The organism is Demequina aurantiaca, assembly GCF_000975135.1.
GTDB classification, from domain to species: domain Bacteria; phylum Actinomycetota; class Actinomycetes; order Actinomycetales; family Demequinaceae; genus Demequina; species Demequina aurantiaca.
Map to the genome: position 1 here is coordinate 941095 of NZ_BBRF01000001.1, position 23687 is coordinate 964781.

Sequence of the window (23687 nt, forward strand, 5' to 3'; positions counted from 1 at the left end):
GCGACGTTGCGGAGTGAGCCGTGCGCGGTCAGTGCGTGCGTACCGATGGTCCGTCCTGGTCGGTGACAGCTGCGAGCGCGTGCACGATGTTCTCGACCTGGGCTTTGGCGTCTCCAAAGAGCATCGCGGTGTTGTCTCGGAAGAACAGCGGGTTCTGCACGCCCGCGTAGCCGGTGGCCATCGACCGCTTGAACACGACCACCTGCTTGGCGTCCCACACCTCCAGGACGGGCATGCCCGCGATGGGTGAGTGGGGGTCGTCCAGGGCGGCGGGGTTGACGGTGTCATTGGCGCCGATGACGAGCACGACGTCGGTGCTCGCAAAGTCGTCGTTGATCTCGTCCATCTCGAGCACGATGTCGTAGGGAACCTTGGCCTCCGCGAGAAGCACATTCATGTGTCCGGGGAGGCGACCAGCCACCGGGTGAACGCCAAACCGCACGTCCACGCCGGCGCCGCGCAAGCGCGCGACGAGGTCCGCGACCGGGTACTGCGCCTTGGCGACTGCCATGCCGTAACCAGGAGTGATGACGACTCGGCGCGCCTGCGAGAGCTGCTCCGCGACCTCGGCCGCGTGTGTCTCGTGGTGCTCGCCGTGCTCGCCGTCGGCTGCGACGACCGTCCCGCCCTCCGAGCCAAAGCCGCCCAGGATGACGGAGATGAACGACCGGTTCATCGCCTTGCACATGATGTAGGACAGGATGGCTCCGGACGACCCCACCAATGCGCCGGTGACGATGAGCAGGTTGTTGTTGAGCACGAAGCCCGCCGCGGCGGCCGCCCAGCCGGAGTAGGAGTTCAGCATCGACACCACGACCGGCATGTCGCCGCCGCCAATCGACGCAACCAAGTGCCAGCCGAGCAGTAGCGCCATGAGCGTCATGAGGATCAAGGGCAGCAGCGACGGGCTGGCGAGGAACCAGGCGAGCAGACCGGCCGATGCGATGAGGGCGCCCAGATTGAGCAGGTTCCGTCCAGGCAGGGTCAGAGGCGCGGATTTGATGCGTGCGGACAGCTTCAGGTACGCGACGACGGACCCGGTGAACGTCACCGCGCCAATAAGGACGCCCAGGTAGACTTCCACGAGGTGGACCGCATCCGCGTGTGACTCGGTGAGGTACGAGTTGAAGCCAACGAGCACCGCCGCGAGGCCCACAAAGCTGTGCAGCATGGCGATCATCTCGGGCATCTGGGTCATTTCGACTCTGCGTGCACGCCAGGTGCCGACGGTCGCGCCGATTCCAAGCGCCAGGGCGATCAGCAGGAGTGTCACGAACCACTCACGCTGGCTCTGCTCGAGGCTCAGTAGCATGGTCGCCACCACGGCGAGTCCCATGCCAACCATGCCGAAGATGCTTCCCCGGCGGGCAGCATCGGGCCGGGACAGGCCGGCGAGGCTCAGAACAAAGAGGATGGCCGCGAGCACGTACACGGCCTGCACGAAGGAAGTCATCATGTCAGGCGTCCTTCCTAAACATCCCGATCATTCGGAATGCGACGAGGAAGCCACCGAAGATGTTGATGCTCGCCAGGGTGGCGGCCACGACCGCCAGGATCGTCACCCACCACTGGTCACTGCCGATCTGCAGCATGGCACCCACGAGGATGATCCCGGAGATCGCGTTGGTCTGGGCCATGAGCGGGGTGTGGAGCGAGTGACTCACGTTGGAGATCACGTAGTAGCCCACGAATACCGCCAGGATGAACACGGTGAAGTGGCCGAGGAAGGCGGGCGGTGAGAACGTGATCGCCAACATGAGCAGCACGGCGGCGAGGCCGTAGCCTACGAGTTGCTTCTGGCCTTTGCGGCGCTTCGCCTCGGCGGTGACTCGGGCCTGCTCGACGGGGTCCACCTGTGTCGGCTCGTCCACCACGGGGGCGGCTGAGACCTGAACGGGCGGCGGCGGCCACAGGATGTCACCGGCGTTGACGACGGTCATTCCGCGCTGGACGACGTCCTCCATGTCGAGGGCGACCTGGCCGTCCTTGCCTGGGGTCAGTAACTTCATCAGGTTGACGATGTTGGTGCCGAAGAGCTGCGAGGTGTGCTGCGGCATGCGGCTGCTGAGGTCGGTGTAGCCGATGATGATCACGCCGTTGTCAGTGACGATCTTCTCGCCAGGAACCGTCAATTCGCAGTTGCCGCCGGCGGGAGCAGCGAGGTCGACGATGACGCTGCCGGGCCGCATGCGCGCGACCATGTCTGCGGTGATGGTGGTGGGTGCGTGGCCGCGGATGAGCGCAGTGGTGATGATGGCGTCGGCCTTTGCGGACTCCTGCGCGTACATGTGCGCAGTGAGTTCTTCCTGCTCCGCAGTGAGTTCACTCGCGTAGCCGTCGGCGCTTACTTCCTGCTGGGCGGACTTGGCCTGCACGAACTGTGCGCCCATGGACTCGATCTGCTCGCCCACCTCGCTGCGAACGTCGTATGCGCGCACCTGGGCGCCTAGGCTGCCGGCCGCGCCAATTGCGGCGAGGCCGGCCACGCCACCGCCGATCACGAACACGTGTGCAGGGTTGGTCTTGCCCGCGGCGGTGACCTGACCGGTGAACATGCCGCCGTACTCCTCGGCGGCCTCGATCACAGCGCGATAGCCGGCCACGTTCGACATGGTGCTGAGGACGTCGAGCGCCTGAGCCCGGGAGATGCGTGGCACCGCGTCGAGCGCCATGGCACTCGCGCCACGCTCGGCCAGCGCGTCCAACAGTTCGGGGCGAGAAGCGGGAGACAGCATCGACACCAGCAACGCGCCCTGGGGCAACGTCTCGATCTCGTCCTCGGTGGGCGCGTTGACCTTGGTGATGACGTCGGACGTCCAGACGTCGTGAAAGTCGCCGATCGTTGCGCCGGCGTCGACGTAGGCGGAATCGGGGAAGCTCGCGGCCAGGCCGGCGGTCGTCTCCACCACTACCTCGTAGCCCAGGGCGGTGAGTTGGGCAACCGTCTTGGGGGATGCGGCAACCAACCGCTCGCCGGAGCGAGACTCCTTGGGGACTCCGATGCGCATCGTCTACTCCTCGGTTGGGGGCACTGCTCCGAGCCCAGTGTTGGGGTCCTCGGCGCGGTCAAGGGTCACACAAGCCAATATAGGTGGAACTATGCGACCCACCGCGGGACCTTCTGCCCACTTGCCCAGCGGGAGCGTTCGAACCCGATAAACCTCGCAAGATAGACTGTGCCGACTGCAGATTCCCCAGACTATGGAGTAATCGTGATTTCTCTGATCTTGCTCAACGGTGGGGTGGGTGCCCGTGCGCGCACCGCCGGACCAAAACAATTCGTGAAGATCAACGGCGTGCCGATCGTCGTCTATTCGTTGAAGGCCGCCGACGAGGTCGCTGAAATCACCGAGATTGTGCTCAACTTTCCTCCGGGGCACCGCGACACTCTCGAGGCGTTGGTGCGCGACTACGCCATCCAGACCCCGGTCAAATATGCCGATGCTGGCCAGACGCGCCAGCAGTCTGTCGCTTTGCTTCTGGATCAGGTCACCAACGACGACGTGCTGCTACACGAGAGCGCACGGCCGATCGTCACGGCCGACGATTTCCGCACGCTGATCAACTCGGATCACGCCAACGTGGGCTTCATGCGTGAAATCTCATTCACCGTTGCGCCTGTCGACCCCGACACGAGTCGCGTGACCGGTAGCCTCGAGCGCTCCCGTTTGCGCAACGTTCAGTTGCCGCAAAAGTTCAATCTCGATGATCTGCGTCGGGGCCACGAGTTTGCGAGCGCCTCCGGCACTCACTACACCGAGGACGCGACGATGTGCGCCGATGCTGGTATCGACGTGTTCTTTGTCGAAGGCTCGGAGCACAACCTGAAGGTCACCACGCCAGGCGACGTCAACCTCGCGACCATGCTGTTGCGCCGCGAGGGGGACGAAAATGTCTAAGACTGCTCTCATCACCGGTGCCTCCAAGGGCATCGGCCTGGAAACCGCCCACCGCCTTGCCGCATCCGACCTGGACATCACCACGGTCATCCTGATGGCTCGCCAGTCGGACGACTTCGACGCGAACTATGCGGCCCTCGAGGCCGAGGTAGGCGACGGCGTCACCCTGGTGCGCAGCATCGTGGACGTGGGCGATCGCGACGCGCTCATTGTCGCCATCGGCGAGCTGTATGAGGCCCACGGCACCATCCACTACCTCGTGAACAATGCCGGGTATACCAACCCCGTGCCGATTCACCAGGTCGACTTCGCGGACTTCGAGCGCACCATGGCAGTCAACGTCTATGCGCCGTTCACCCTCGTACAGGAGCTCTTGCACCTCGGCAACCGATTCGACGTCATCGTCAACATCGCCTCGACGGCCGGTATCAACGGCCGCTCGGGCTGGCTGACCTATTCAGCCTCCAAGGCAGCGGTCATCAACATGTCCGAGGTCATGCGCGACGAGCTCAAGATCTACGGCACCCGCGTGGTGTGCCTCTCGCCCGGCCGCACCGCCACCGCGCTGCGCCGCGTGCTCGCCCCCGAGGAAGACCCGAGCACCATCATGCAGCCGCAACACGTGGCACAGGTGATCGAGACGATGCTCGGCCCCACAGGTCAGTACGTCGACCAGCAAAACGTCATCGTCCGTCAGTAGTCGCCGGTGTTTGGTTCGCTGACTTCCCTCGTGAAGCCGCGGCGCGTGGCTCCGCTCGTCATGGGCGGCGTTGTCGTTGTCGCGGCCGCCATCGACGCGGAATGGCTCGATTGGGCCGTGATCGCCCTCGTCGTGCTGCTCATTGCGACGTCTCTGGCGACCCCTGTGTCCAAGCGGATGCACTCGCGCTTCCCCAATATCGGTCCGGTGGGCCGCCTGGCTGCTGGCGCCGCAGACGGCGCGGCGGCGAAGTGGTTCGCCCTGGGCGCGCTCGCGGTGTATGCCGAGCGTGAAGGCGGTGACCTGTCATGGCAAGCTGCTGCGATCGTCGCCGTGGGCGTCGCCGCGGTGGCATTGGCCACCGTGGCACTGAAGCCGGCGACCCGCGGTGACCTGCGGCTCAACCTCGATTCGGTACGTGTCTCTCGATCCCTTCCGTGGGCGCTTGCCGCGCTGTCGCTGTCCGCCAGCTCGTCCATCCTGGCGCTCGGCACGTGGCCCGGCATTCCCGCACGGATTCTCGCGACCATCGCGGCGGTGCTGTTCCTCCTGGGGGCCTTCTATGTGCTGCGGCGCATCGTCAATCGGAATGTTTACCGCGAGCGCACTCGACTGCGTATTGAGGGTATCGGCGCACGTTTCGCGATTCATATCTCGGGCCCAGCCAACTCCTCGTACCAGCTCAACACGTGGTTGCCCCTCTTCGACAAGCTTGACGAGCGCTTTGTCATCATGGTGCGCGAGGAGTCGCTGTACGCGGAGATCTGCGAGCTCACGGATCAACCGGTGGTCTACTCCAGTACCCTGCGTGCCGTCGATGACGTGTTAGCCATGGGAATCGGCACGGTGTTCTACGTGAATAACGCCGCCGCCAATACGCACCTGATTCGCCGCGGTCAACTTCACCACGTCCAGCTGCTGCACGGAGACAGCGACAAGCCGTCCAGCCGAAACCCGGTGAGCGCGATGTACGACGAGTTGTTCGTCGCGGGCCAGGCAGCAATCGATCGTTACTGGGACAACGGGATCGAGATCCCGCGCAACAAGTTCCGTATTGTGGGCCGCCCGCAAGTGGCAGAGATCTCCGGTCCCATGCCCGTGACCGGACCCAAGACTGTGGTGTACGCGCCCACATGGAATGGCTTTTTCAACGATGCCAATTACTCGTCGCTACCCCGCGGAGTCGAGATCGTGACGGCGCTGCTCGACCAGGGTGCCACCGTGATCTTCAGGGAGCACCCGTACTCGAACAAGTCGGCCGAGCTCGCGCAGAATGTTCAAGAGATTCAGGACCTGCTGGCGGCCGATGCCGCCGCGACGGGTCGTGCGCATCGCTTTGGCCCTCAGATGTTTGCGGAGATGACGCTCGTCGACTGCTTCAACGCGTCCGACGCCGCAGTCACTGACATCTCTGCGGTCCCGATTGACTATCTCTTCAGCGCCAAACCCATCGCGATCATGGAGATGCGCCCCGATGTGTTGGTACGCATTGACGGCCGGCCCACTCTCGCATCGGCGTCCTACATCGCCCAGCCTGACGACGACGTGGCCCCGTGGATCGCACGCCTCCTTGCGGACAAGGAACTACCGGGCGAGCGCGAAGCGGCGCGCGAGTACTACTTGGGGCCCTTCGGCCACGAGGGCTACGAGGCGCACTTTGTCGATGCGTTGCACGAGGTCATTCAGAACCACGAGTTCGTGGGCGAACTCGACCTCGAGTCGTAGCGCTTAGTCCTGGCTGAGTTCCACGCCGAGCGCTCGTGAGCGAGCCACTGCGGCATTCGCGCCAGCGGCAACTACGCCCTGCAAGCCGGCGTTCTCCATGGCCTCGAGCGCCGCAATCGTGATTCCCTTGGGGGAACTGACGCGCCTACGTAGTTCCTGTGGCTCGTCGCCCGTCTCCTGGAGGAGATGTGCGGCGCCAATGAAGGTCTGGGCAGCGAGTGCGACGGCGAGCTCTCGGTCGAGTCCCTGAGCCACGCCCGCCTCGGTGAGTGCCTCGACCATTGCGTAGAAATATGCGGGTCCCGAGCCGGACACTGAGGACAGCGCATCCATCTGTGCCTCCTCGATGCCCACCACCATGCCGGTGGCGCTGAGCATTCCGGCGACGAGGTCCAGGTGAGCCTGGTCAGCGTGCGCGCCGGCGGCAATGCCGGTCACTCCGCGGGCCACGATCGACGGAGTATTGGGCATCGCGCGTACCACCGGCGTGCCCTCGGGCAGGCGCTGCTCGTAGTACTCGCAGGACAGTCCGGCAGCAACGGTGATGACGAGTGCGCCGTCGCGGAGGTTGTCCGCGATGTCGCCCATAATGTCGCCCGCCTGCTGAGGCTTGACGGCGATGACCACGATGTCGGCACCGTCGACCGCGGGGGCGATCTCCTGGGTGGTATCGATGCCGTGCGCCTCCTGTAGTGCTGCGGCGCGCACCGAACCGCGGTCGGCGACGACGATCTTGTCCGCCGGCCAGCCGGCCACGCGCAGTGCGGTGATGATGGTGCCGCCCATGACGCCGCCGCCAAGAATGGCAATCCGGGGTGCGTTGGGCGCGGTGTTGGTCGCAGTGTCGCTCATAGCAACCAGGCTACCCGCGCTGGCTAGAAACCAAACCCATCAACAAAGCCGGCCACAGCATCGGCGGGACCTACGGCGGTGAAGACCGCGGTGCCGTTGATCCACAGGATCGTGGAGTCCGCGCCATTGGCGATCGTGACCTGGCTGCCAACCTCGGCGCCATCGACCACGACGGGTTCGGGGTCGGTGCCGCCCACATTCAGAGCCTCGAAGGTCGTCTGCGCTGCACCCACGTCGTAGTGCTGCCACGCGGTGACGACAATCTCGATGGTGCCATCCGAGTAGGTCAGCGTGTCGCTCTCCGCGACGCCACTCTCGTCGGGCCCCTCGTCCGGATCCGCGAGGGTCGCGACCGAGTTCGTCAGCGCGTACGCACCCACCGTCGTGGGCATGGCCGCGAGGAAGTCGGAGGGATCCGTGGGGGCCACGGGTTCGATGGTGGGGGTGGCCTCCGTCGTCACCGTCACCTCGACGGGTTCCATCGGTTCGGACGACTTGAAGAAGAGTGCCCACACCGCGACGCCGACTCCCAGCAACACCACGATTCCGGCAATAATGAGGAACGCCGGAGACTTCCAGATCGGTCCGGATCCATCGCTGCCATCGTCATCACCACTGACAGGCGGGACCACGGGGAGTCCACTGTCGCCATCGTCCTCACCAGTTTCTGGCTCCGGCTCCTCGGCAGATTCTGCTTGGGCGGATGGATCCTCGTCGGGATCTGGGGATACTGCCGTGGTGTCGGCGTCGGTGGGGGTTGGCCCATCGGTGATGGGCTCCGTCTGGGGGTTCGGCTGGTCGCCCGCTGTTCCCTCTGCTGGCATGTCTGTCGTGGCGTCGTCGTCGTGTGATGCGGTAGCCATGGTGTCCTCCGGAGTGGATGCAGTAGGGGTTTCGTGAGACGTCTGGGACTCGAGATCCTGGGGCACGACGATGGGCGTAGGCACGGACGGCGGCGCGGCAACTGCCGGCTCGTAGGCGGGCTCATTGGATTCCACCAGAGTCGTGTGCGCGAGAGGCGATTCGGCATCCTCCACATCGCCGGCCGGGGAGGGCTCGTAGAGCGGAACGAATGCCGGTTCGTCGTCAAAGGTGGGGAGCTCGCCGATCGCCAACAGGGTGGCAGCGGAAGGTGCCAGCTTGCGCACGGTGCCAGTTCGAGGAGCCGGGGGCTCGGTTGGCGCTGTCGTGGAGACGTCCGCAGCGACGCTGTCCTCGTTGGGCTGCGCAGTCTCGATTCCCGCCCCGGGTGTGAACGGGGCGAGGTATGGCGAGGTCGCGGCGGGGCCGGCCGATGCATCGTCCCTGCTGGGGGCATTGACAGCGATTTCGGTCGTGACGGCGGCCGTGGGAAACGTCTCCGCGGCATCGGGCAGCGTGACGGCCGGGACTAGTTCGGCGGCGTCCGCATCGATGGGCGTGGGCACTCCGGTGCGCTTAGCGACGCTAGGGAGGGGTGGCTTCACGGGGGTGAGGCCGTGTGCATCTGAGATGGATCGCGGTTGCTCACCCGAGTCCTCGTCCGATGCTTGCCGAGCGGCGGGCTCCTCGCCCGGGGAGACGCGGTGCCACGGCGAAGCGCGACGGGGCGTCTCGGACTCGGTTGACATAGCGCCAGCCTACGGCGAAAACTGCCGAGTTGACCTCGTTCCTTGCCGGTGTGTGTCTGATCCCTCGGCTACCGTGAACCCCATGGCAACCAGCACCCGCAAGTCCACTCCGGCCTACCGCTGCACCGAGTGCGGCTGGATGGCCGTGAAGTGGGTGGGACGCTGCGGCGAGTGCCAAGCGTGGGGAACTGTCGTGGAAAACGGGTCGACCCCGTCGGGGCCCGCCACCAAAGCCACCGCCGCCTCTCAGCCGGCCGTGCCCATCTCCCAGGTGTCGGAGGCTGCCTCCGAGCGGCTGCCCACCGGCGTGGGGGAGTTTGACCGCGTCCTGGGTGGAGGCCTCGTGCCAGGAGCAGTCATTTTGCTCGCGGGAGAGCCCGGTGTCGGCAAGTCGACTCTGCTGCTCGATGTCGCCGCCCGCGCCGCACGCAGCGGACGCACAGTGCTCTATGTCACTGGCGAGGAGTCGGCCGGCCAGGTGCGACTGCGGGCCGAGCGCATCGGTGCCTTGGAGCCCAATCTGTTGTTGGCCGCGGAGACTGACCTTGGTGCAGTGCTCGCGCACTTGGACGCCCAGCAGCCGGACTTGGTGATGGTGGACTCGATTCAGACCATCGCCTCGGCTCAGATTGAGGGCACTCCGGGAGGCGTGGGCCAGGTCCGCGAGGTCGCGTCCGCGCTCATTCAGGCGGCCAAGACACGCGGGTTCCCGATGGTGCTCGTGGGCCACGTCACCAAGGATGGATCCGTCGCGGGACCGCGCATTGTGGAGCACTTGGTCGACGTCGTGTGTCAGTTCGAGGGCGAGCAGCACTCCCAACTGCGGCTGTTGCGCGCCATCAAGAATCGCTTCGGCTCCGTGGACGAGGTGGGCTGCTTCCAGCTAGTCGATGCTGGGATCGAGGGAGTGAGTGACCCTTCCGGCCTATTTCTCTCTCGCGAAACCACGCCGGTGCCGGGCACCTGCGCCACCATCACGATCGATGGCAAGCGACCGCTACCAGCGGAGATCCAAGCTCTGGTGGCCCCGAGTGCCCTGGCAAACCCCCGCCGGGCAACGTCGGGGATGGACTCGTCGCGGGTCTCGATGATTCTGGCGGTGCTGCATCGGCGCGTCGGCGTCGCCGTCGCGGCGGACGACGTTTATGTGTCGACCATCGGAGGTGCGCGGGTGACCGAACCCGCAGCGGACGTGGCGCTGGCCCTCGCCCTAGCATCGGCGCGCTCCGACCGACCGGTGCGTGACGGCTGGGTGGCCGTGGGAGAGGTAGCACTGTCCGGCGCCCTCCGGCCAGTGTCGGGCACGGCGCAACGCGTGGCCGAGGCCGCTCGGCTCGGGTTCACCGACATCGTGGTGCCGACGTCGACCGGTGGCTCGTCGCGAGACAAGTCACCCGTGAGTATCAGGGTTCATCACGCGTCGACGCTTGCCGAGGCGGTGTCCCTCGCGCTTCCCGCCAGCAGTTAGCGGTTGGCCGCGGAGTTATTGGAGGCGGAAGACGGCCGAGTCGCTCTCGATACCCTGCACCGTGAGCGCCGCGTTGTACGTGCCGGCACGGGGAGAGGCGCTGACCTCCTCACAGTCGGGAGCTGAACGCTTGCCGTTCCAGGTGACCGCGACGGTGTCCTCGGTGCCAGGCTCCAGCACCAGTTGCGTGGCGGCGACGGCCTCGTCCGCGGGGCAGTCGGTGGAGCTGTAGATGCGGTCCGAACCCGAGGTGATCAGCAACTCGGTGCCGTCGGCGGTGGTGTCGAGCAGGCATGGGCTCGAGCCATCCTGAGCCAGATCCACATCGAACGTGACGGGCGAGCCGGCGGCTACATCAGCGGGATTTGCGGTGGTGGTGATGGTGAGGTCCTCGGGGCCGCACGCACGTGACGCGGCGGCTGCGTTCGCAGAAGCACTTGGATCCGGCGACGTTGTCGCGCCTGACGTGGGCGCGGGCGAGGTGGTGGCTGCATCAGAGGGCGTGGCCGCAGGGTCATTACTGCCGTCGGTCGCCTTGGCGACAATGAACCACACGAGGGCGATCAGAACCACAATTCCGATGCCCACGATGAGGCGTCGTTTCCAGTAGACCTCGGGCGGTTCCTCGCCGATAGGGTTTCGCAGTCCGTCCACGACTCCTCCTCGCTCTCTCACTAACGGTAACCCGCGTGCGGCTGGAACAATGAAGCCATGCCGAAGCCTCCGCAAGCCGCACCGCTCACCCGGGTGGCCCCACACGACGAGGCGATGGTTGAGGCCGTCATCGATTGGTTCGTGGCCGAGGCGCGCGACTTGCCCTGGCGGCGCGCCGACTGCACGCCATGGGGGGTGTTGGTCAGCGAGATTATGCTCCAGCAGACCCCCGTGGCACGGGTCGAGCCCGTATGGCGCGAGTGGATGCTGCGGTGGCCGACGCCAGCCGCACTCGCCGAGTCCACGCAGGCCGATGCCGTTCGGGCCTGGGGACGGCTGGGCTACCCCCGGCGCGCTCAGCGGCTGTGGGAATGCGCTCGCGTCATCGTCGAACGTCACGGCGGCGACGTGCCGGGCGCCGACCCTGACCTGGGTGAGGCCGAGCTGCTCGCCCTTCCCGGCATCGGCGACTACACGGCAGCCGCAGTGCGAGCCTTCGCGTTTGGCGAGCGAGCGGTGGTGCTGGATACGAATATTCGACGGGTCATCGGGCGCGCGTGGCACGGGCAGGCGCTCCCGGCTGCGCACCTGACCAAGCGGGAGCGGGATTTCGCCGCGGCGTTGGTTCCGGAGGTCGCGACAGAAGCGGTGGCTTGGAGTGCCGGGTCGATGGAACTCGGAGCCCTGGTGTGCACCGCGCGGGTTGCCCGTTGCGAGGAGTGCCCGCTGGCCACGGAGTGTGTGTGGCTGGCCGCGGGGAAGCCAGGTCTCGAGGAGGCACCCAAGCGCACCCAGGCGTGGCACGGCTCCGACCGCCAGGTTAGGGGGCGCGTGCTTGCGGTGCTGCGTGAGGCATCGGCGCCGGTGAACGTGACAGGGCTGGCCGTGCTGGAAGACGTCGAACCGGGACAACTCGACCGATGCATCGGCTCGCTGGTCGACGACCGTCTGATTGCCCTGGTAGACGAGCAAAAAGGCGCGTACGCCCTCGGGTGAGGGCGCACGCGCCTTGAGGCTTGCTCTGGGTTAGCCGCGCTGCGTGCCGTGGACGGCGTACGGCTCGATGGCGGCGATCTCGTCGTCGGTGAGCGGGTCGAATGACAGTGCGCCAACGGTGTCGCGCAGCTGAGCGACGGAGGACGCGCCCACCAGAGCCGATGTCACGCGGTCGCCGCGTAGCACCCACTGAACGGCCATCTGCGCGAGCGTCTGACCGCGGCCCTCCGCGATCTCGTTGAGCGCACGGGTGCGCTCGAGGTACGTCTCGCTGATCTGCTTCTCGGATAGGAACTGCGAGTGAGTCGCACGCGAGCCTTCGGGGACGCCCTTCAGGTAGCGGTTGGTCAGCATGCCCTGCGCGAGCGGGGAGAACACGATCGATCCCACGCCCTCCGCCTCGAGTACATCGAGCAGGCCCTTGTCCGGGGTGCGCTCGTACATGTTGTACGGGAACTGGTGGATCAGCATCGGCGTGCCGAGGTGACGCAGGATCCGGATGGCCTCGAGGGTGTCCTCGGGACCGTAGTTCGAGATGCCCGCGTAGAGGGCCTTGCCCGACCGCACCGCGGCGTCGAGCGCCATCATCGACTCCTCGATGGGGGTGTCGGGGTCTGGGCGGTGGTGGTAGAAAATGTCGACGTAGTCGAGCCCCATGCGGGTCAGCGACTGGTCGAGTGAGGCGAGTAGCGACTTGCGCGAGCCCCACTCGCCGTAAGGGCCGGGCCACATGTAGTAGCCGGCCTTGGTGCTGACCAGGATCTCGTCCCTGTATGGCTTGAGGTCTGACGCGAACACACGGCCAAAGTTCTCCTCGGCGCTGCCCGCCGGAGGGCCGTAGTTGTTGGCCAGGTCGATGTGCGTGATGCCCTGGTCGAATGCGTCCAGGATGATATCGCGTTGGGTGTCTAGAGCGTTGGCTCCCCCGAAGTTCTGCCACAGGCCCAGGCTCACGCCGGGAAGGCGGATTCCGGACTTGCCGCAGCGGCGGTAGCTCATGGTGTCGTAGCGGGCCTCGCTGGCCACATGGGGTGTGTGAGTCATGTTGCCCAGCCTATTGTGTCGAAGATTTGATCGCTAACCACCTGGTAGGAAACGCGACTCGGCGAAGGGGAATTCTGCGTCCGTGACTGCGTTGGACATTAGGTGAGACGACACTTCAATAGGGATGGATGCTGAATGAATATCGCACTTTGGATCGCCGCCGCTCTCGTGGCCGTAGCGTTCGTCATGGCCGGCGCCATGAAACTGTCTAAGGGAAAGAAGTCCGAAGGCGAGATGGCCTGGATGAGGCACTTCTCTGACGCGCAGGTACGAGGCATTGGCGCGGTTGAGATCCTCGGTGGATTGGGGCTGATCCTGCCGGCTGTGACAGGAATTGCCGTGATCCTGGTGCCTATCGCAGCGACCGGACTGCTCATCACAATGATCGGTGCTGTAGTTGTACATGCGAAGGATGGCGACCCCCTCAAGGCCTTCGCGCCCAGCATCGTGCTTGGTGCCCTCGCCTTGTTTGTGGCCGTAGGTCGCTTCTGGATTGTCCTCTTCGGAGGCTAGCCCGGCTACCCCCTATCTCCCGCGCTTACATCTGGGCCCAAAATCGAGGGATTCTGGGCCCAAATGTAAGCGCAGGAGTTGGTGGGGCTATCCACAGATTGATGTGCAGCCGCATCGCACGTGACTTCCACGTGGTGGAGTCGTGGCATGGCACTACCTCTTCACCTTGACGAGCCGACGACGGTGAGCGAGTATCTCGACCGCGTACGCGCTCCTTGTCGACGATCAGATCTCGAGAGCGAGTGGTCTAAGCACCGCGTGAGAGCTGCGTTGCACAGTGGCGACGCCGTAGCCCTGCTGCCTGGTCTGATCGTTGCACGAGCACACGTGCAAAATCCCACCGTGAGAGCCCAGGCGATCAGCGCTTGGTGCCACCGCGCCGTCGTGACGGGGCAACTGGCACTGCACCTTGAACGGTCCGAGTTGGCTGCACCCGAGATTGCGGATGTCCTGATCGAGCGGCCCTATACCGTGAGAGCCCCGGATTGGATCCGCGTGCGGTCGGTCGCCGAACTACCGCCAAGTCGTGTTCGCAACCTGGTGCGCCTGGCCACGCCCGCCCATGCGCTGGTTGACGCGTGGCGTGCCGCGCATCCGCGTGATCGCAGGTCAACCTTCTACGAGGCGATGTGGGAGCGATGCTGCTCTGTCGCTCGTCTGTTCGAAGCACTCGAATGGGCACCACGAGTCCCCGAACGAAGGACGCTTCTACACCTCGTCGCACACTTTGCGCGGGGTGCGACGTCACCGCTTGAGGTGCTCGCACGGAACGAGGTGTTCACAGGTGCTGATTTTGCGAAGCTTGAGTGGCAAGCAGAGATCACTACCAGTGGCCGACGTCGAGTCGCGGACGCCCTTCATCGAGAAGCACGTGTCTTGATCGAACTCGATGGCGAGGCCTTTCATGGCTCGGCAAAGGCGCGTCGGGCGGATCGTGAGCGCGACGTCGAGCTCGCCGCAGCCGGCTATCTCACTTTGCGCTTTGGTTGGCGTGACCTTCACGACAGGCCCTCGTGGTGCCGCGACAGGGTTCGCCGAGTCCTCAAGACCCGTCTCGACGATGCTCGCTAACCCCTGCGCTTACATCTGGTCGCAAAACTCGTCAGTTTTTCGCCCAGATGTAAGCATAGGAGGAGAGCTGGTGGGGGGCGTCTCACCGATGGGGGCGCGGGCGCGGAAGTTGGCGCGGGCTCCGGCGCGGAACGGCAAGTCTCGCCACCAGAATCGGCCAGGTCTACCGCCAGACGGCCGATGCCGTCGCCCGGCAACGCGAAGGGCCCCACCTCCGTCTGGAGATGGGGCCCTTCGCGGAACTAAGACTTGCTATTCGCCGGTGCCCTTGGGAACGTCTTCACCTTCGTGAGGACCGTCGCCCGCGAGCTCCGAGGACGCTCCGACCGGAGCGTGCTCGATCGTCATGGGGCCACCCGTGATGTCGTCCTTGTCGAGGCCCTCGAACGTGAACTCCGCGGTGGAACCCTCGCCCTTGACGTCGACGCGCACGATCTGCCCTGCAGTGAGTTCGCCGAACAGGATCTTCTCCGACAGGGCATCCTCGAGCTCGCGCTGCAAGGCGCGGCGCAGGGGTCGAGCACCGAGGACGGGGTCGTAACCCTTCACCGCGAGCAACTGCTTTGCGGCGTCCGTGAGCTCGATACCCATGTCCTTGTCTTGCATGCGGATGTCCAACTTGGCGACCATGAGGTCGACGATCTGCACGATCTCCTGCTGTGTGAGCTGCGGGAAGACCACCACGTTGTCCACGCGGTTGAGGAACTCAGGCTTGAAGTGATCCTTCAGCTTGGTGTTCACCAGCTTGGTCATCTCTTCGTAGCTCTGTCCACCCTCTGTCGCGACCGAGAATCCCGTGGCCTGACGACGCGAGATCGCGTCGGCACCGAGGTTGGTGGTCATGATGATGATGGTGTTCTTGAAGTTGACCTCGCGACCCTGAGCATCGGTCAACTTGCCGTCTTCCAGGATCTGGAGAAGTGAGTTGAAGATGTCCGGGTGGGCCTTCTCGACCTCGTCGAACAGGACCACGGAGAACGGCTTGCGGCGGACCTTCTCGGTCAGCTGGCCACCCTCTTCGAAGCCCACGTATCCGGGAGGGGCACCGAACAGTCGAGCGACCGTGTGCTTCTCTCCGTACTCGGACATATCGAGGCTGATGAGCGAGCTCTCGTCGCCGAACAGGAACTCGGCGAGCGCCTTGGCCAACTCCGTCTTACCGACACCGGTAGGACCGGCGAAGATGAACGAGCCACCGGGACGCTTGGGGTCCTTCAGGCCTGCACGAGTACGACGAATGGCCTGAGACAGCACCTTGACGGCCTGGCTCTGGCCGATGACGCGCTTGCCCAGTTCGCCTTCCATCTGGAGGAGACGCGAGGACTCGTCGGAGGAGACGCGGGCCACGGGAACACCCGTGGACATGGCGAGCACCTCGGCAATGAGCTCTTCGTCAACGACTGCGGCGACGTCGAGGTCGCCTGACTTCCAGGCCTCCTCCTTCTCGGAGCGCTCCTCGGTGAGGCGGCGCTCCACGTCACGCAGCGACGCTGCCTTCTCGAAGTCCTGCTCGTCGATCGCGGATTCCTTGTCGCGGCGGACGTTGGCGATCTTGTCGTCAAGGTCTCGCAGCTCGGGAGGTGACGTCATGCGACGGATGCGCAGGCGCGCGCCCGCCTCATCGATGAGGTCGATCGCCTTGTCTGGCAGGAAGCGGTCGGAGATGTAGCGGTCTGCCATCTGAGCCGCGGCCACGATCGCGTCGTCCGTGATCGTGACGCGGTGGAACGCTTCGTAGCGATCGCGCAGCCCCTTGAGGATCTCGATCGCGTGAGCGAGCTCCGGCTCGGGAACCTGGATCGGCTGGAAGCGACGCTCGAGTGCGGCATCCTTCTCGATGTGCTTGCGGTACTCGTCGAGCGTGGTGGCGCCAATGGTCTGGAGTTCACCTCGTGCCAGCATCGGCTTCAAAATCGAGGCTGCGTCAATCGCGCCCTCGGCGGCACCCGCACCCACCAGGGTGTGGATCTCGTCAATGAACAGGATGATGTCCCCGCGAGTGCGGATCTCCTTGAGGACCTTCTTGAGGCGCTCCTCGAAGTCACCGCGGTAGCGCGAACCAGCCACGAGCGAACCGAGGTCGAGCGTGTAGAGGTGCTTGTCCTTCAGCGTCTCCGGCACGTCGCCGCGCACGATCGCCTGGGCCAGACCCTCGACCACGGCGGTCTTGCCGACACCGGGCTCGCCAATCAAAACAGGGTTGTTCTTGGTACGGCGCGACAGCACCTGCATCACGCGCTCCATGATGAGCTCGCGGCCCACGACGGGGTCGAGCTTGCCCTCGCGCGCGGCCTGCGTGTAGTTGCGGCCAAACTGGTCGAGGACCGTCGAGCCGGCAGGGGTGCCCTCCGCTGGGCCGCCACCGGCGGTCGCGGGCTCCTTGCCCTCGTAGCCGGACAGCAGCTGGATGACCTGCTGACGCACGCCACCGAGGTCTGCTCCAAGCTTGCCGAGCACCTGGGCTGCGACGCCCTCACCCTCGCGGATGAGACCGAGCAGAATGTGCTCGGTTCCGATGTAGTTGTGGCCGAGCTGCAGCGCCTCGCGCAGTGACAACTCGAGTACCTTCTTGGCGCGAGGCGTAAAGGGGATGTGACCGGAGGGAGCGTGTGAGCCCTCGCCGATGATCTCCTGCACCTGCTCGCGCACGCCGTTGAGGCTGATGTCCATGGCCTCGAGTGCCTTGGCTGCGACGCCTTCGCCCTCGCGGACGAGGCCGAGCAGGATGTGCTCCGTGCCGATGTAGTTGTGGTTGAGCATGCGCGCCTCTTCTTGGGCGAGCACCACTACACGTCGGGCCCGATCGGTAAACCGTTCGAACATTTTCATCCTCCTTCGTCGTCCGGCGGGTGCCGGGGTCTCCACAGTCACCTGTGGTGTTGCAACCAGGCTAACCACGGTCAGGGGGTGGTTATTGCGATGTTCGCCAGGGGCGTGACAACCGTGACCTGGCCGACACACTGCCGCTCAGCCCCTTGACATCGCTGCAGCGCGCCGATGCTCGCGCGGGGGCTTCCTGAAAGGCCGCCTGCTGGCCGCCACGCGATTAGAAGCCGAGCTCCTTGCGCTTGTCGCGTACATCGTTGCCTTGGCGCCGGACAAAGCCTTTCCAAAACCCCAGGTGCAGGCGCTTGGTGGACGCGACGATTTTCTCCCATTCGGCACGCTCCGCATTTGACGCGAAGGGCTGAGGGGACTCGCGAGCAATGGCTTGTGGATCCTCTGCCAGTAAAGCAAAGAGTGAACTCCTGAGCTGTCTAGGACTCACCCGCAATGCGTTGAGCAGCGTGAGAACTGCTGGATCGGACGTCGCGAGACTGGCCACTGCTAAATGGCCAGTACAGATGTCCTGATGCCCACTGAAGGCGGCTTCTTCCAGAGCCGAGTAGAGAACTTTCCGCAGCGGCTTGCTGAAGGCCATTGGAGGATGGATTTCGTGACATTCACCAGCGTCAATGCCCAGAAGGGGGCGGAAAGCTGGGTATTCGACGCCGAAAGTAGCGAATGCGCGAGCCGCGACGTAATGCGGTTCGCGCGCGCTGGCCGCGAGCAAGTGCACGGGTTGAATAGTGTCAGCATTGCTGTGCACAGCAATGGCTCTGGCGACCTCTAGTGACTCCAGCGCGGACTGCGTGTAGCGATTGATCATGCTCCAACCCTCGTCGCTGGTAGGCCCCCACAATAGCCGGGAGGGAGGGGGTGAGCGGCGCCCTACGCGTGGTGCCGGCGGGCGCGTCGGGTGCGCAGCTTCTGGCGCCAAGGCTCGGGAAACAGAAATCCAGCGATGGCGTCGGAGACGCTCGCCAGTGCCTCAAGGATCATGTCAGGCCTCCACGATGATGGTGATGGGTCCGTCGTTGACGAGCTCCACATCCATGTGGGCACCAAACACACCCGTGCCTACACACAGACTACGCTCGCGCAGCGCATTCGTCACGGCTTCCACCAGTGGTTCAGCCACGGGACCGGGTGCGGCGCCGTTCCACGAAGGCCGACGGCCCTTCCTCACGTCGGCGTACAGCGTGAACTGACTCACCACGATGATGGGCGCGTTAACGTCGGTCGCGGACTTTTCGTCGTCCAAGATGCGCAGTTCGGCGATCTTGCGCGCGATCACCTCGACCTGCTCGGGACCGTCTCCGTGAGTCACGCCCACGAGGGCGACGATTCCCTGCCGGGTGAACTGTGCGGTGACTGCGCCATCGACGGTCACCGATGCGCGAGACGCCCGCTGTAGCACGGCCTTCACGAGCGGCCGATGCTGGGGCGGGATGCGTGCGGATTAGTCACGTGGGGCGGGGGACCAGGGGGTTACCAGGTGCCGCGGTTGTTGTTGCGGGGGCCACTGGGGCCGCCGGAATAGCCGGACACCTTGGGCTTGACGTCTACGAGGTAGAAGATCACCGCGCCCAAGGAAATGATTCCGAGCAGGCCCACAGTGCCGGAGCCGTTGCCGAGTGGCCAGGGCAGGCTGACGAACGCGATGGCGGTGGCGGCGATCATGAGGACCAGCCACAGCGCTTTGCTCTGCTTGCCGGCGGCCTTGAAGGCGCCGTCGGAGGTCTTGGCGGCGTGCACTACTGCGAAGATCGCGGCGATGAAGGCCGCAACGGAGATCGCCAGAATGATGGCGGCTTGGAGGAATGCGAACATGCCCCTACGCTAACGCAGGCGGCAGGACGAGCAGTCCTTCGGCGCTCGCCGCGCTCGCGAGACGACGGTCCCACGCGGCAAAAACTGGCTTCGCCTCGGCCAGCACCAGCGCGCTGGCGAGGTGAATCGCGTCGCCAGCCCGTAGCGGCCGGCGGTCCGTGAGGGCGCCCGATGCATCGGCTACGGCCGCCGTCACCTCCACTTTGTGCAGGCAGGGCCATAGCTCGTTCCAGCGCTCGCGAGCCTGCGCGGCGGGAGCCGCGTCAATACGGCCGATGCGCTCGGCAGACGCTAGTACGGAACGAACCTCCGAGTCGGCGATACGGGAGGTAATCAGCGCATCGGCGTGCTTCCAGAGGCCCACCACCAGCGGCGTTCCAGTCTCGAGCACGCACAGCTTGACGAGCGCGGACGTGTCAAAGTAGACCAGCGACATGGGTTACCTGCGCAGCCGACCGAGCAGGCTCGATAGGGCGTCCTTCGCGGCCTCGGCCTGGGGCAGACGCGGCACTGCGCGATCCTCCGCGGGCGGCGTGATCAGGCCCTCGGCCTCGAGCTTGGCGAGCAGCGAGGCACCATCGACTCCGCTGAGCCGTGCGACGGGCACGCCGTCCTCGGTAATCACGACGTCTTCGCCCGCACGGGCGCTCGCGAGCGCCTCGGTCAGGCCCGAACTGAGTTCTTTCGCGGTAATGTCCACGCGTTCACCGTACTCCCGCCAGCTCCAATGCGCGGGGAACAACGCCTACTCTTCTGGCAGGTCGCCGCCGTTGGCGGCGCATCCCTTCCCCATCATCAGTCCGCGCATGGTGGGGCCGGGCTTGGCGGGGCGGTCCGCGGAGAAGCCATCCGCATTCACAATCAGCTCCTGCGCAGCAGCGACGTCGCCACCGTCCGTGGGGATGTTGAGCTGAGCGGAGGGGTCGGTTGCGCGCTTGATCATGGCGAGGGCGATGGGACCATACTCGTAGTGGCGGCCCACGGAGGTGATACGGCCCGCCTGCTTCGCGTCCTCACCCTCACCGATGAGCACGGCGGCCCCGAGTTCGGGAATCGCGTGGTTGGAGCCGTCCAGGTGCAGCATGGTGAGCCGGCGCGGGGGCCGTCCCACGTTGTGCACCTTCGCGACGGTTTCCTGGCCGCGGTAGCAACCCTTGTGTAGGTGCACCGCGGTCCGAAGCCAATCGAGCTCGTGGGGAAGCGTGGTCTCGTCCACCTCGTGCGATGCCCGTGGGCGGTAGGCCGCGATGCGGGAGGCCTCGCTGGCCCAGGTGCCGGCGAGCGACCAGCCGGACTCCAGGCGTGCGTCAATCTCGGATTCCAGGACGGCGCGGGGCACGAGGACCAGGCGCCAGGCGCGTTCGGTTCCCGGGTGGGTGCTGGTGTCGGCCGCGTAGGTAGTGCCGCCGACGGCGATGTTGGGCCATGGGTCCACCCAGGTCACCGGCTCACCCTGCGCAGCCGGGGCCGAGATGGCTTCGCCGAGCGCCGCCCAATCGGACGTCGCGTCGGTGACTTCGACGCGCAGCATGAACTTCATGCGGTCCAGGAAGGTGGCGAGGCCAGCGGGGGTCTCGGTAATGAGCCACGCGGTTTCGCCATCGTCCACGACGCTCGCGACGTGTTCGATGCGACCCTGAGGGCTGAGGATCATGAACTCGGTGCTGACGCCGGGGGCGAGGGCCGCGACCTCCTGCGTAGTGAGCGAGTTCAGCCACGTGAGGCGGTCAGGGCCGGACACCGAGACGACGCCGAGGTGAGACTGGTCCACCACCGCGCGACCTGCGGCCAAGGCGCGCTGCTCGGCAGCCGGGTCGCCGTAGTGCCAGGCGACCCCTGCATCGGCTCCCGCGTCGGGGACGGCACCGTGACGCATGAGCATCGGCGAGGTAAGTGTGGGGGAAGTCATGTGGGGTGAACGCGCCTGGGGCGCGTGCGATTCCTTAGGAGTTGGTATCGGCGTCGCCGCCGGGAGGGGTGGAGTGTGACTCGTCCGCGGCATCGGCCGTGGAAGCGGAGCCGTCGACGCGGGCGCCGGTCGCATCGGTGACGCGGGACAGGCGGGCTGACGCGTAGGACTGGAGCTCGTGGCCGAATGCAGCCAAGTCCCAGGCCCACATGAGTTCGCCCTGAACGTTTCCGTAGAGACGAGTCGCGCCGTTGACCTCGGCGGCGGATTCGGTGCGTGCCATGAGGTCGGTCGCGAGGTCGATGCGGCCATTGCCCACGGCGCCGACGTAGACGGCGACAAGGCCCGCGGCATCGGCCATGACTACCTCAAGCGGGTGCTGGAACTCCTTGAGCTCGATGCCGTCGGGAGTCGTGGGTGCCACGCGCCAGAAGCCAGATTCGACCGACCACACCTGGCCAACCTCGCCATCCATGCCGATGGTCGTGATGGTCGACGTGTAGTTCAGATAGGGGCCGCCGTCGTGCGTGAAGGACATTTCCTGGCGGAAGTCCGCTGCGGGGATGTCGGGGTAGTCGATTACGCCATGCCCGGCCCAGGTGCCTACCAACCAAGCGAGCGGGTAGACCTCGGGGGCGAGGTCCTCGGGGATGGCGAAGGTCATCGCTTGGAAACCTTGAGCAGACGCCACGCGACCACGCCAGTAATCCAGGTCACTGCGAGGAACGCGGCCACGGCGAGGGCGATGAAGGTGACTTCGAGTGCGGTCATGCGACGAGTCTAACCTCCGCCTGTGGCACGCCCAAAGGCTCGCTTAGGCGTTGCGGGTGGAAAGGCGCTTGGTGAGGAGGTAGATCTCGCAACCCAAGCAGAAATTGAACACAGAATTGAGGAACGATGCCACGGCGACAAACCCGGCGAAGATAAAGAACCCGACGCCCGAGCCGAGTGCACCAAAGACGACCGCCAGAATGGAGAAGGCAAGCCCCACCTGCTGGGCGAATCGCGGGGCGCGGAACGACTCCGTCTCCGTGGGCGCCGCGAGCTTGGGACGAACGAAGCGCTTGAACAACGCCGCCTGGACGGTGGCCTGCGGCCCTACGACGGCACCGGGAACGAACAGCAATGCGAGCACGGCCATGATGACGACACCGATGATGTTGGCGCCAACGACGAGCGCGGCGATCGCGAGTACTAACGTGATGGCCGCGCCAAAGCGCGGGCCACGGGGATCGATCTGCAGATCGCCCGATGCTGGTGCGGGCTTGGTTGCGGGGGTCTCGCTGGTCATGGTGGTCCTCCTGGAGTGACTTCTATTTTAAGCGCCGTTGTGTTGCCGCTTCTAGATTGAATACGGCGCGGACTCCGGCGGGGCCGCGTCGAGGGCCTCGCGCGCCTGCGCAATGCTGGGCGGGCCGGACATCCTCGCCACCACCACGCCATCGGTGTTGAGTACGAGGATCGTGGGAGTACGCATGACGTCGAAACGCCGTGCCAGGTCCAGACGCTCAGTCGCGTCAATCTCGATGTGAACCACGTCCTTGTACTCGCTCGCGACCTGCTTGAGAAGCACGGCAGTTCCGGGGCATTTGGCGCACATGGGGGTGGAGAACTGGACAAAAGTGGCCCGGAATCCGCGAGGTGTGCCCAACGATTCGCTCGACAGCGTTCCGGGTAGCTCGACGTGGCGCACGACGCCGTTGCGGCGCGACCACCAAAGAAAGGCGAGCGACGCCACGGCCAGCAGGCCGACGATGACGATAATCCGGATGAGCATTTCTTGATCCAAGCAGAATTGAGGGGACGCTACGCGGTGCGCAGGCGTGGGATGGGGGCCTAGCCCACGAGCAGACGCCCGCCTAGGTAGACCAGCATTCCCGCTACCAGAACAGGCGTGATGCCCGATGCTATTCCCGCCATGTGTGTGCGGGGGCGCGGCTCGCGTCGGTACAGCTCGTTGGTGAGCACCACGGTGACCGCGCATGAGAGCCCCACGAGGGCTCCGCCCCACCAACTCATCGATGGCAGGAGCTGGCCCATGCCCGAGCCCGCACCTGTGCCGAGCACGATGGTGAGTACGGCGTTGACGTTGCCGTTTGAGGTAAGTACCGCAGCAACGGCCGCGACAGCGAGGACGGTTCCACCAGCCACCACGAGGTCCTCGGCTCCCACGGTGCGGTTTGCCGCCAACCAGGCAGCTCCCGACGTGGCGATCGCGCCTCCCGCGGCTGTGCCTGCGACCGACGTCACGGCATGGCCCCGCTGAGACGCGAAGAAGATCTCCGAGGCAAGCGCCGCGATCGTGACCGCGGCGACGGCGATCACCATGTAGCGGAGGTACGGCTCGCTGCGGCCCAGAGCCACGGCGAAGATGGCGAGCGCGCCACCGCCCGCGATGACGAGCGAGCTGACCATGGTGCGCGACACGTGCGCGAGGTGCGGCCATCCCCAGGCGAGCGCGAGCACGCACAGGAGAATGCCACCAGCCAGGTACTTCGTGCCCAAATAACCCGTCGCGGCGATGACGGCAGCCGCTGAAGCGGTGATAGTCGCCCGCGTGGTGGGAATCATGGTGGTTAGTCTCTCACTACTC

The 23687-nt window shown here is 65.4% G+C and carries 24 protein-coding genes; 7 read left to right on the forward strand and 17 right to left on the reverse strand.

From position 1 onward, the window contains the following. Positions 1-28 precede the first annotated feature (28 nt). Both pntB and AOP73_RS04220 read right to left on the reverse strand, forming a co-directional pair. The gene (gene pntB, locus AOP73_RS04215; protein ID WP_061963342.1) at positions 29-1456 is read right to left on the reverse strand and encodes a Re/Si-specific NAD(P)(+) transhydrogenase subunit beta; all 1428 of its coding nucleotides are present in this window, start codon (positions 1454-1456) and stop codon (positions 29-31) included. 1 nt (position 1457) lies between these two features. Continuing rightward, a complete protein-coding gene (locus tag AOP73_RS04220) occupies positions 1458-3008 on the reverse strand; it encodes a Re/Si-specific NAD(P)(+) transhydrogenase subunit alpha (protein WP_061963343.1) in 1551 nt (516 codons plus the stop codon). Positions 3009-3212: 204 nt separating this feature from the next. On the opposite strand from AOP73_RS04220, the gene AOP73_RS04225 reads away from it, so the two are divergent. The 3 genes from AOP73_RS04225 to AOP73_RS04235 are packed head-to-tail and all read left to right on the forward strand — an operon-like array spanning position 3213 to position 6324. After that, entirely contained in the window at positions 3213-3899 is a 687-nt protein-coding gene (locus tag AOP73_RS04225) for an IspD/TarI family cytidylyltransferase (RefSeq protein WP_061963344.1), read from the forward strand. After that, positions 3892-4599: an SDR family NAD(P)-dependent oxidoreductase gene (locus tag AOP73_RS11705; RefSeq protein ID WP_084626550.1), complete on the forward strand. Its 708-nt coding sequence runs from the start codon at positions 3892-3894 to the stop codon at positions 4597-4599. The genes AOP73_RS04225 and AOP73_RS11705 overlap by 8 nt, the downstream gene beginning before the upstream one ends. Before the next feature lie 30 nt (positions 4600-4629). Further along, positions 4630-6324: a CDP-glycerol glycerophosphotransferase family protein gene (locus AOP73_RS04235; protein WP_152650527.1), complete on the forward strand. Its 1695-nt coding sequence runs from the start codon at positions 4630-4632 to the stop codon at positions 6322-6324. A 3-nt stretch (positions 6325-6327) separates the two neighbouring features. Here the strand turns inward: AOP73_RS04235 and proC are convergent, their stop codons facing one another. Next, positions 6328-7176 (reverse strand): pyrroline-5-carboxylate reductase, encoded by an 849-nt coding sequence (gene proC / locus AOP73_RS04240; RefSeq protein ID WP_061963346.1) that lies wholly within the window; start codon positions 7174-7176, stop codon positions 6328-6330. A 23-nt stretch (positions 7177-7199) separates the two neighbouring features. Further along, positions 7200-8786: a hypothetical protein gene (locus tag AOP73_RS04245; RefSeq protein ID WP_061963347.1), complete on the reverse strand. Its 1587-nt coding sequence runs from the start codon at positions 8784-8786 to the stop codon at positions 7200-7202. Positions 8787-8868: 82 nt separating this feature from the next. Here AOP73_RS04245 and radA point away from each other — a divergent pair, with 82 nt between their 5' ends. Further along, positions 8869-10254, forward strand: a complete 1386-nt coding sequence (gene radA, locus AOP73_RS04250; RefSeq protein WP_061963348.1) for a DNA repair protein RadA — start codon at positions 8869-8871, stop codon at positions 10252-10254. 15 nt (positions 10255-10269) lie between these two features. On the opposite strand, the gene AOP73_RS04255 is transcribed toward radA, so the two are convergent. After that, a complete protein-coding gene (locus tag AOP73_RS04255; RefSeq protein WP_061963349.1) occupies positions 10270-10908 on the reverse strand; it encodes a hypothetical protein in 639 nt (212 codons plus the stop codon). A 57-nt stretch (positions 10909-10965) separates the two neighbouring features. Here AOP73_RS04255 and AOP73_RS04260 point away from each other — a divergent pair, with 57 nt between their 5' ends. Beyond that, positions 10966-11904 carry an HhH-GPD family protein gene (locus tag AOP73_RS04260; RefSeq protein ID WP_236683497.1) on the forward strand — a complete coding sequence of 313 codons (939 nt, stop codon included), beginning with the start codon at positions 10966-10968 and terminating at the stop codon, positions 11902-11904. A gap of 30 nt (positions 11905-11934) precedes the next feature. Here the strand turns inward: AOP73_RS04260 and AOP73_RS04265 are convergent, their stop codons facing one another. Then, positions 11935-12948 (reverse strand): aldo/keto reductase, encoded by a 1014-nt coding sequence (locus AOP73_RS04265; protein ID WP_061963350.1) that lies wholly within the window; start codon positions 12946-12948, stop codon positions 11935-11937. Positions 12949-13083: 135 nt separating this feature from the next. Here AOP73_RS04265 and AOP73_RS04270 point away from each other — a divergent pair, with 135 nt between their 5' ends. After that, complete coding sequence (locus tag AOP73_RS04270; RefSeq protein ID WP_061963351.1) at positions 13084-13461, forward strand: DoxX family protein; 378 nt, start codon at positions 13084-13086, stop codon at positions 13459-13461. Between the two features lie 342 nt (positions 13462-13803). Then, positions 13804-14532: an endonuclease domain-containing protein gene (locus tag AOP73_RS04275; protein ID WP_160295431.1), complete on the forward strand. Its 729-nt coding sequence runs from the start codon at positions 13804-13806 to the stop codon at positions 14530-14532. Positions 14533-14784: 252 nt separating this feature from the next. Here the strand turns inward: AOP73_RS04275 and AOP73_RS04280 are convergent, their stop codons facing one another. From AOP73_RS04280 to AOP73_RS12005, 11 genes are all read right to left on the reverse strand, one after another. After that, a complete protein-coding gene (locus AOP73_RS04280; RefSeq protein WP_061963353.1) occupies positions 14785-17355 on the reverse strand; it encodes an ATP-dependent Clp protease ATP-binding subunit in 2571 nt (856 codons plus the stop codon). A gap of 223 nt (positions 17356-17578) precedes the next feature. After that, positions 17579-18181 (reverse strand): Clp protease N-terminal domain-containing protein, encoded by a 603-nt coding sequence (locus tag AOP73_RS04285; RefSeq protein ID WP_061963354.1) that lies wholly within the window; start codon positions 18179-18181, stop codon positions 17579-17581. A 174-nt stretch (positions 18182-18355) separates the two neighbouring features. Beyond that, positions 18356-18781, reverse strand: a complete 426-nt coding sequence (gene dtd / locus AOP73_RS04290; protein ID WP_061963355.1) for a D-aminoacyl-tRNA deacylase — start codon at positions 18779-18781, stop codon at positions 18356-18358. 62 nt (positions 18782-18843) lie between these two features. Beyond that, positions 18844-19185, reverse strand: a complete 342-nt coding sequence (locus AOP73_RS04295) for a DUF2516 family protein (protein ID WP_061963356.1) — start codon at positions 19183-19185, stop codon at positions 18844-18846. A gap of 4 nt (positions 19186-19189) precedes the next feature. Beyond that, the gene (locus AOP73_RS04300) at positions 19190-19621 is read right to left on the reverse strand and encodes a type II toxin-antitoxin system VapC family toxin (RefSeq protein WP_061963357.1); all 432 of its coding nucleotides are present in this window, start codon (positions 19619-19621) and stop codon (positions 19190-19192) included. 3 nt (positions 19622-19624) lie between these two features. Beyond that, positions 19625-19885 carry a type II toxin-antitoxin system Phd/YefM family antitoxin gene (locus AOP73_RS04305; RefSeq protein WP_061963358.1) on the reverse strand — a complete coding sequence of 87 codons (261 nt, stop codon included), beginning with the start codon at positions 19883-19885 and terminating at the stop codon, positions 19625-19627. 45 nt (positions 19886-19930) lie between these two features. Beyond that, positions 19931-21094: a CAF17-like 4Fe-4S cluster assembly/insertion protein YgfZ gene (gene ygfZ, locus AOP73_RS04310; protein ID WP_061963359.1), complete on the reverse strand. Its 1164-nt coding sequence runs from the start codon at positions 21092-21094 to the stop codon at positions 19931-19933. 34 nt (positions 21095-21128) lie between these two features. Continuing rightward, entirely contained in the window at positions 21129-21758 is a 630-nt protein-coding gene (locus tag AOP73_RS04315; protein WP_061963360.1) for a heme-binding beta-barrel domain-containing protein, read from the reverse strand. Positions 21759-21908: 150 nt separating this feature from the next. After that, positions 21909-22385, reverse strand: coding sequence for a DUF4395 domain-containing protein (locus tag AOP73_RS04320; RefSeq protein ID WP_084626551.1), 477 nt, complete (start codon positions 22383-22385; stop codon positions 21909-21911). Positions 22386-22436: 51 nt separating this feature from the next. Beyond that, positions 22437-22871 carry a thioredoxin family protein gene (locus AOP73_RS12000; RefSeq protein ID WP_061963361.1) on the reverse strand — a complete coding sequence of 145 codons (435 nt, stop codon included), beginning with the start codon at positions 22869-22871 and terminating at the stop codon, positions 22437-22439. 59 nt (positions 22872-22930) lie between these two features. Further along, positions 22931-23665, reverse strand: a complete 735-nt coding sequence (locus tag AOP73_RS12005) for a hypothetical protein (RefSeq protein ID WP_061963362.1) — start codon at positions 23663-23665, stop codon at positions 22931-22933. Positions 23666-23687 lie beyond the last annotated feature (22 nt).

Bases quoted from the DNA above. Each gene is read 5' to 3' on its own strand.
- AOP73_RS04280 (WP_061963353.1), bottom strand. From the start codon at position 17,355: ATGTTCGAACGGTTTACCGATCGGGCCCGACGTGTAGTGGTGCTCGCC.
- AOP73_RS04300 (WP_061963357.1), bottom strand. From the start codon at position 19,621: ATGTCGCTGGTCTACTTTGACACGTCCGCGCTCGTCAAGCTGTGCGTG.
- AOP73_RS04315 (WP_061963360.1), bottom strand. From the start codon at position 21,758: ATGACCTTCGCCATCCCCGAGGACCTCGCCCCCGAGGTCTACCCGCTC.
- radA (WP_061963348.1), top strand. From the start codon at position 8,869: ATGGCAACCAGCACCCGCAAGTCCACTCCGGCCTACCGCTGCACCGAG.
- AOP73_RS04270 (WP_061963351.1), top strand. From the start codon at position 13,084: ATGAATATCGCACTTTGGATCGCCGCCGCTCTCGTGGCCGTAGCGTTC.
- AOP73_RS04295 (WP_061963356.1), bottom strand. From the start codon at position 19,185: ATGTTCGCATTCCTCCAAGCCGCCATCATTCTGGCGATCTCCGTTGCG.
- AOP73_RS04220 (WP_061963343.1), bottom strand. From the start codon at position 3,008: ATGCGCATCGGAGTCCCCAAGGAGTCTCGCTCCGGCGAGCGGTTGGTT.
- pntB (WP_061963342.1), bottom strand. From the start codon at position 1,456: ATGATGACTTCCTTCGTGCAGGCCGTGTACGTGCTCGCGGCCATCCTC.
- proC (WP_061963346.1), bottom strand. From the start codon at position 7,176: ATGAGCGACACTGCGACCAACACCGCGCCCAACGCACCCCGGATTGCC.
- AOP73_RS04260 (WP_236683497.1), top strand. From the start codon at position 10,966: ATGCCGAAGCCTCCGCAAGCCGCACCGCTCACCCGGGTGGCCCCACAC.
- AOP73_RS04285 (WP_061963354.1), bottom strand. From the start codon at position 18,181: ATGATCAATCGCTACACGCAGTCCGCGCTGGAGTCACTAGAGGTCGCC.
- AOP73_RS11705 (WP_084626550.1), top strand. From the start codon at position 3,892: ATGTCTAAGACTGCTCTCATCACCGGTGCCTCCAAGGGCATCGGCCTG.
- ygfZ (WP_061963359.1), bottom strand. From the start codon at position 21,094: ATGACTTCCCCCACACTTACCTCGCCGATGCTCATGCGTCACGGTGCC.
- AOP73_RS04245 (WP_061963347.1), bottom strand. From the start codon at position 8,786: ATGTCAACCGAGTCCGAGACGCCCCGTCGCGCTTCGCCGTGGCACCGC.
- AOP73_RS04265 (WP_061963350.1), bottom strand. From the start codon at position 12,948: ATGACTCACACACCCCATGTGGCCAGCGAGGCCCGCTACGACACCATG.
- AOP73_RS12005 (WP_061963362.1), bottom strand. From the start codon at position 23,665: ATGATTCCCACCACGCGGGCGACTATCACCGCTTCAGCGGCTGCCGTC.
- AOP73_RS12000 (WP_061963361.1), bottom strand. From the start codon at position 22,871: ATGCTCATCCGGATTATCGTCATCGTCGGCCTGCTGGCCGTGGCGTCG.
- AOP73_RS04320 (WP_084626551.1), bottom strand. From the start codon at position 22,385: ATGACCAGCGAGACCCCCGCAACCAAGCCCGCACCAGCATCGGGCGAT.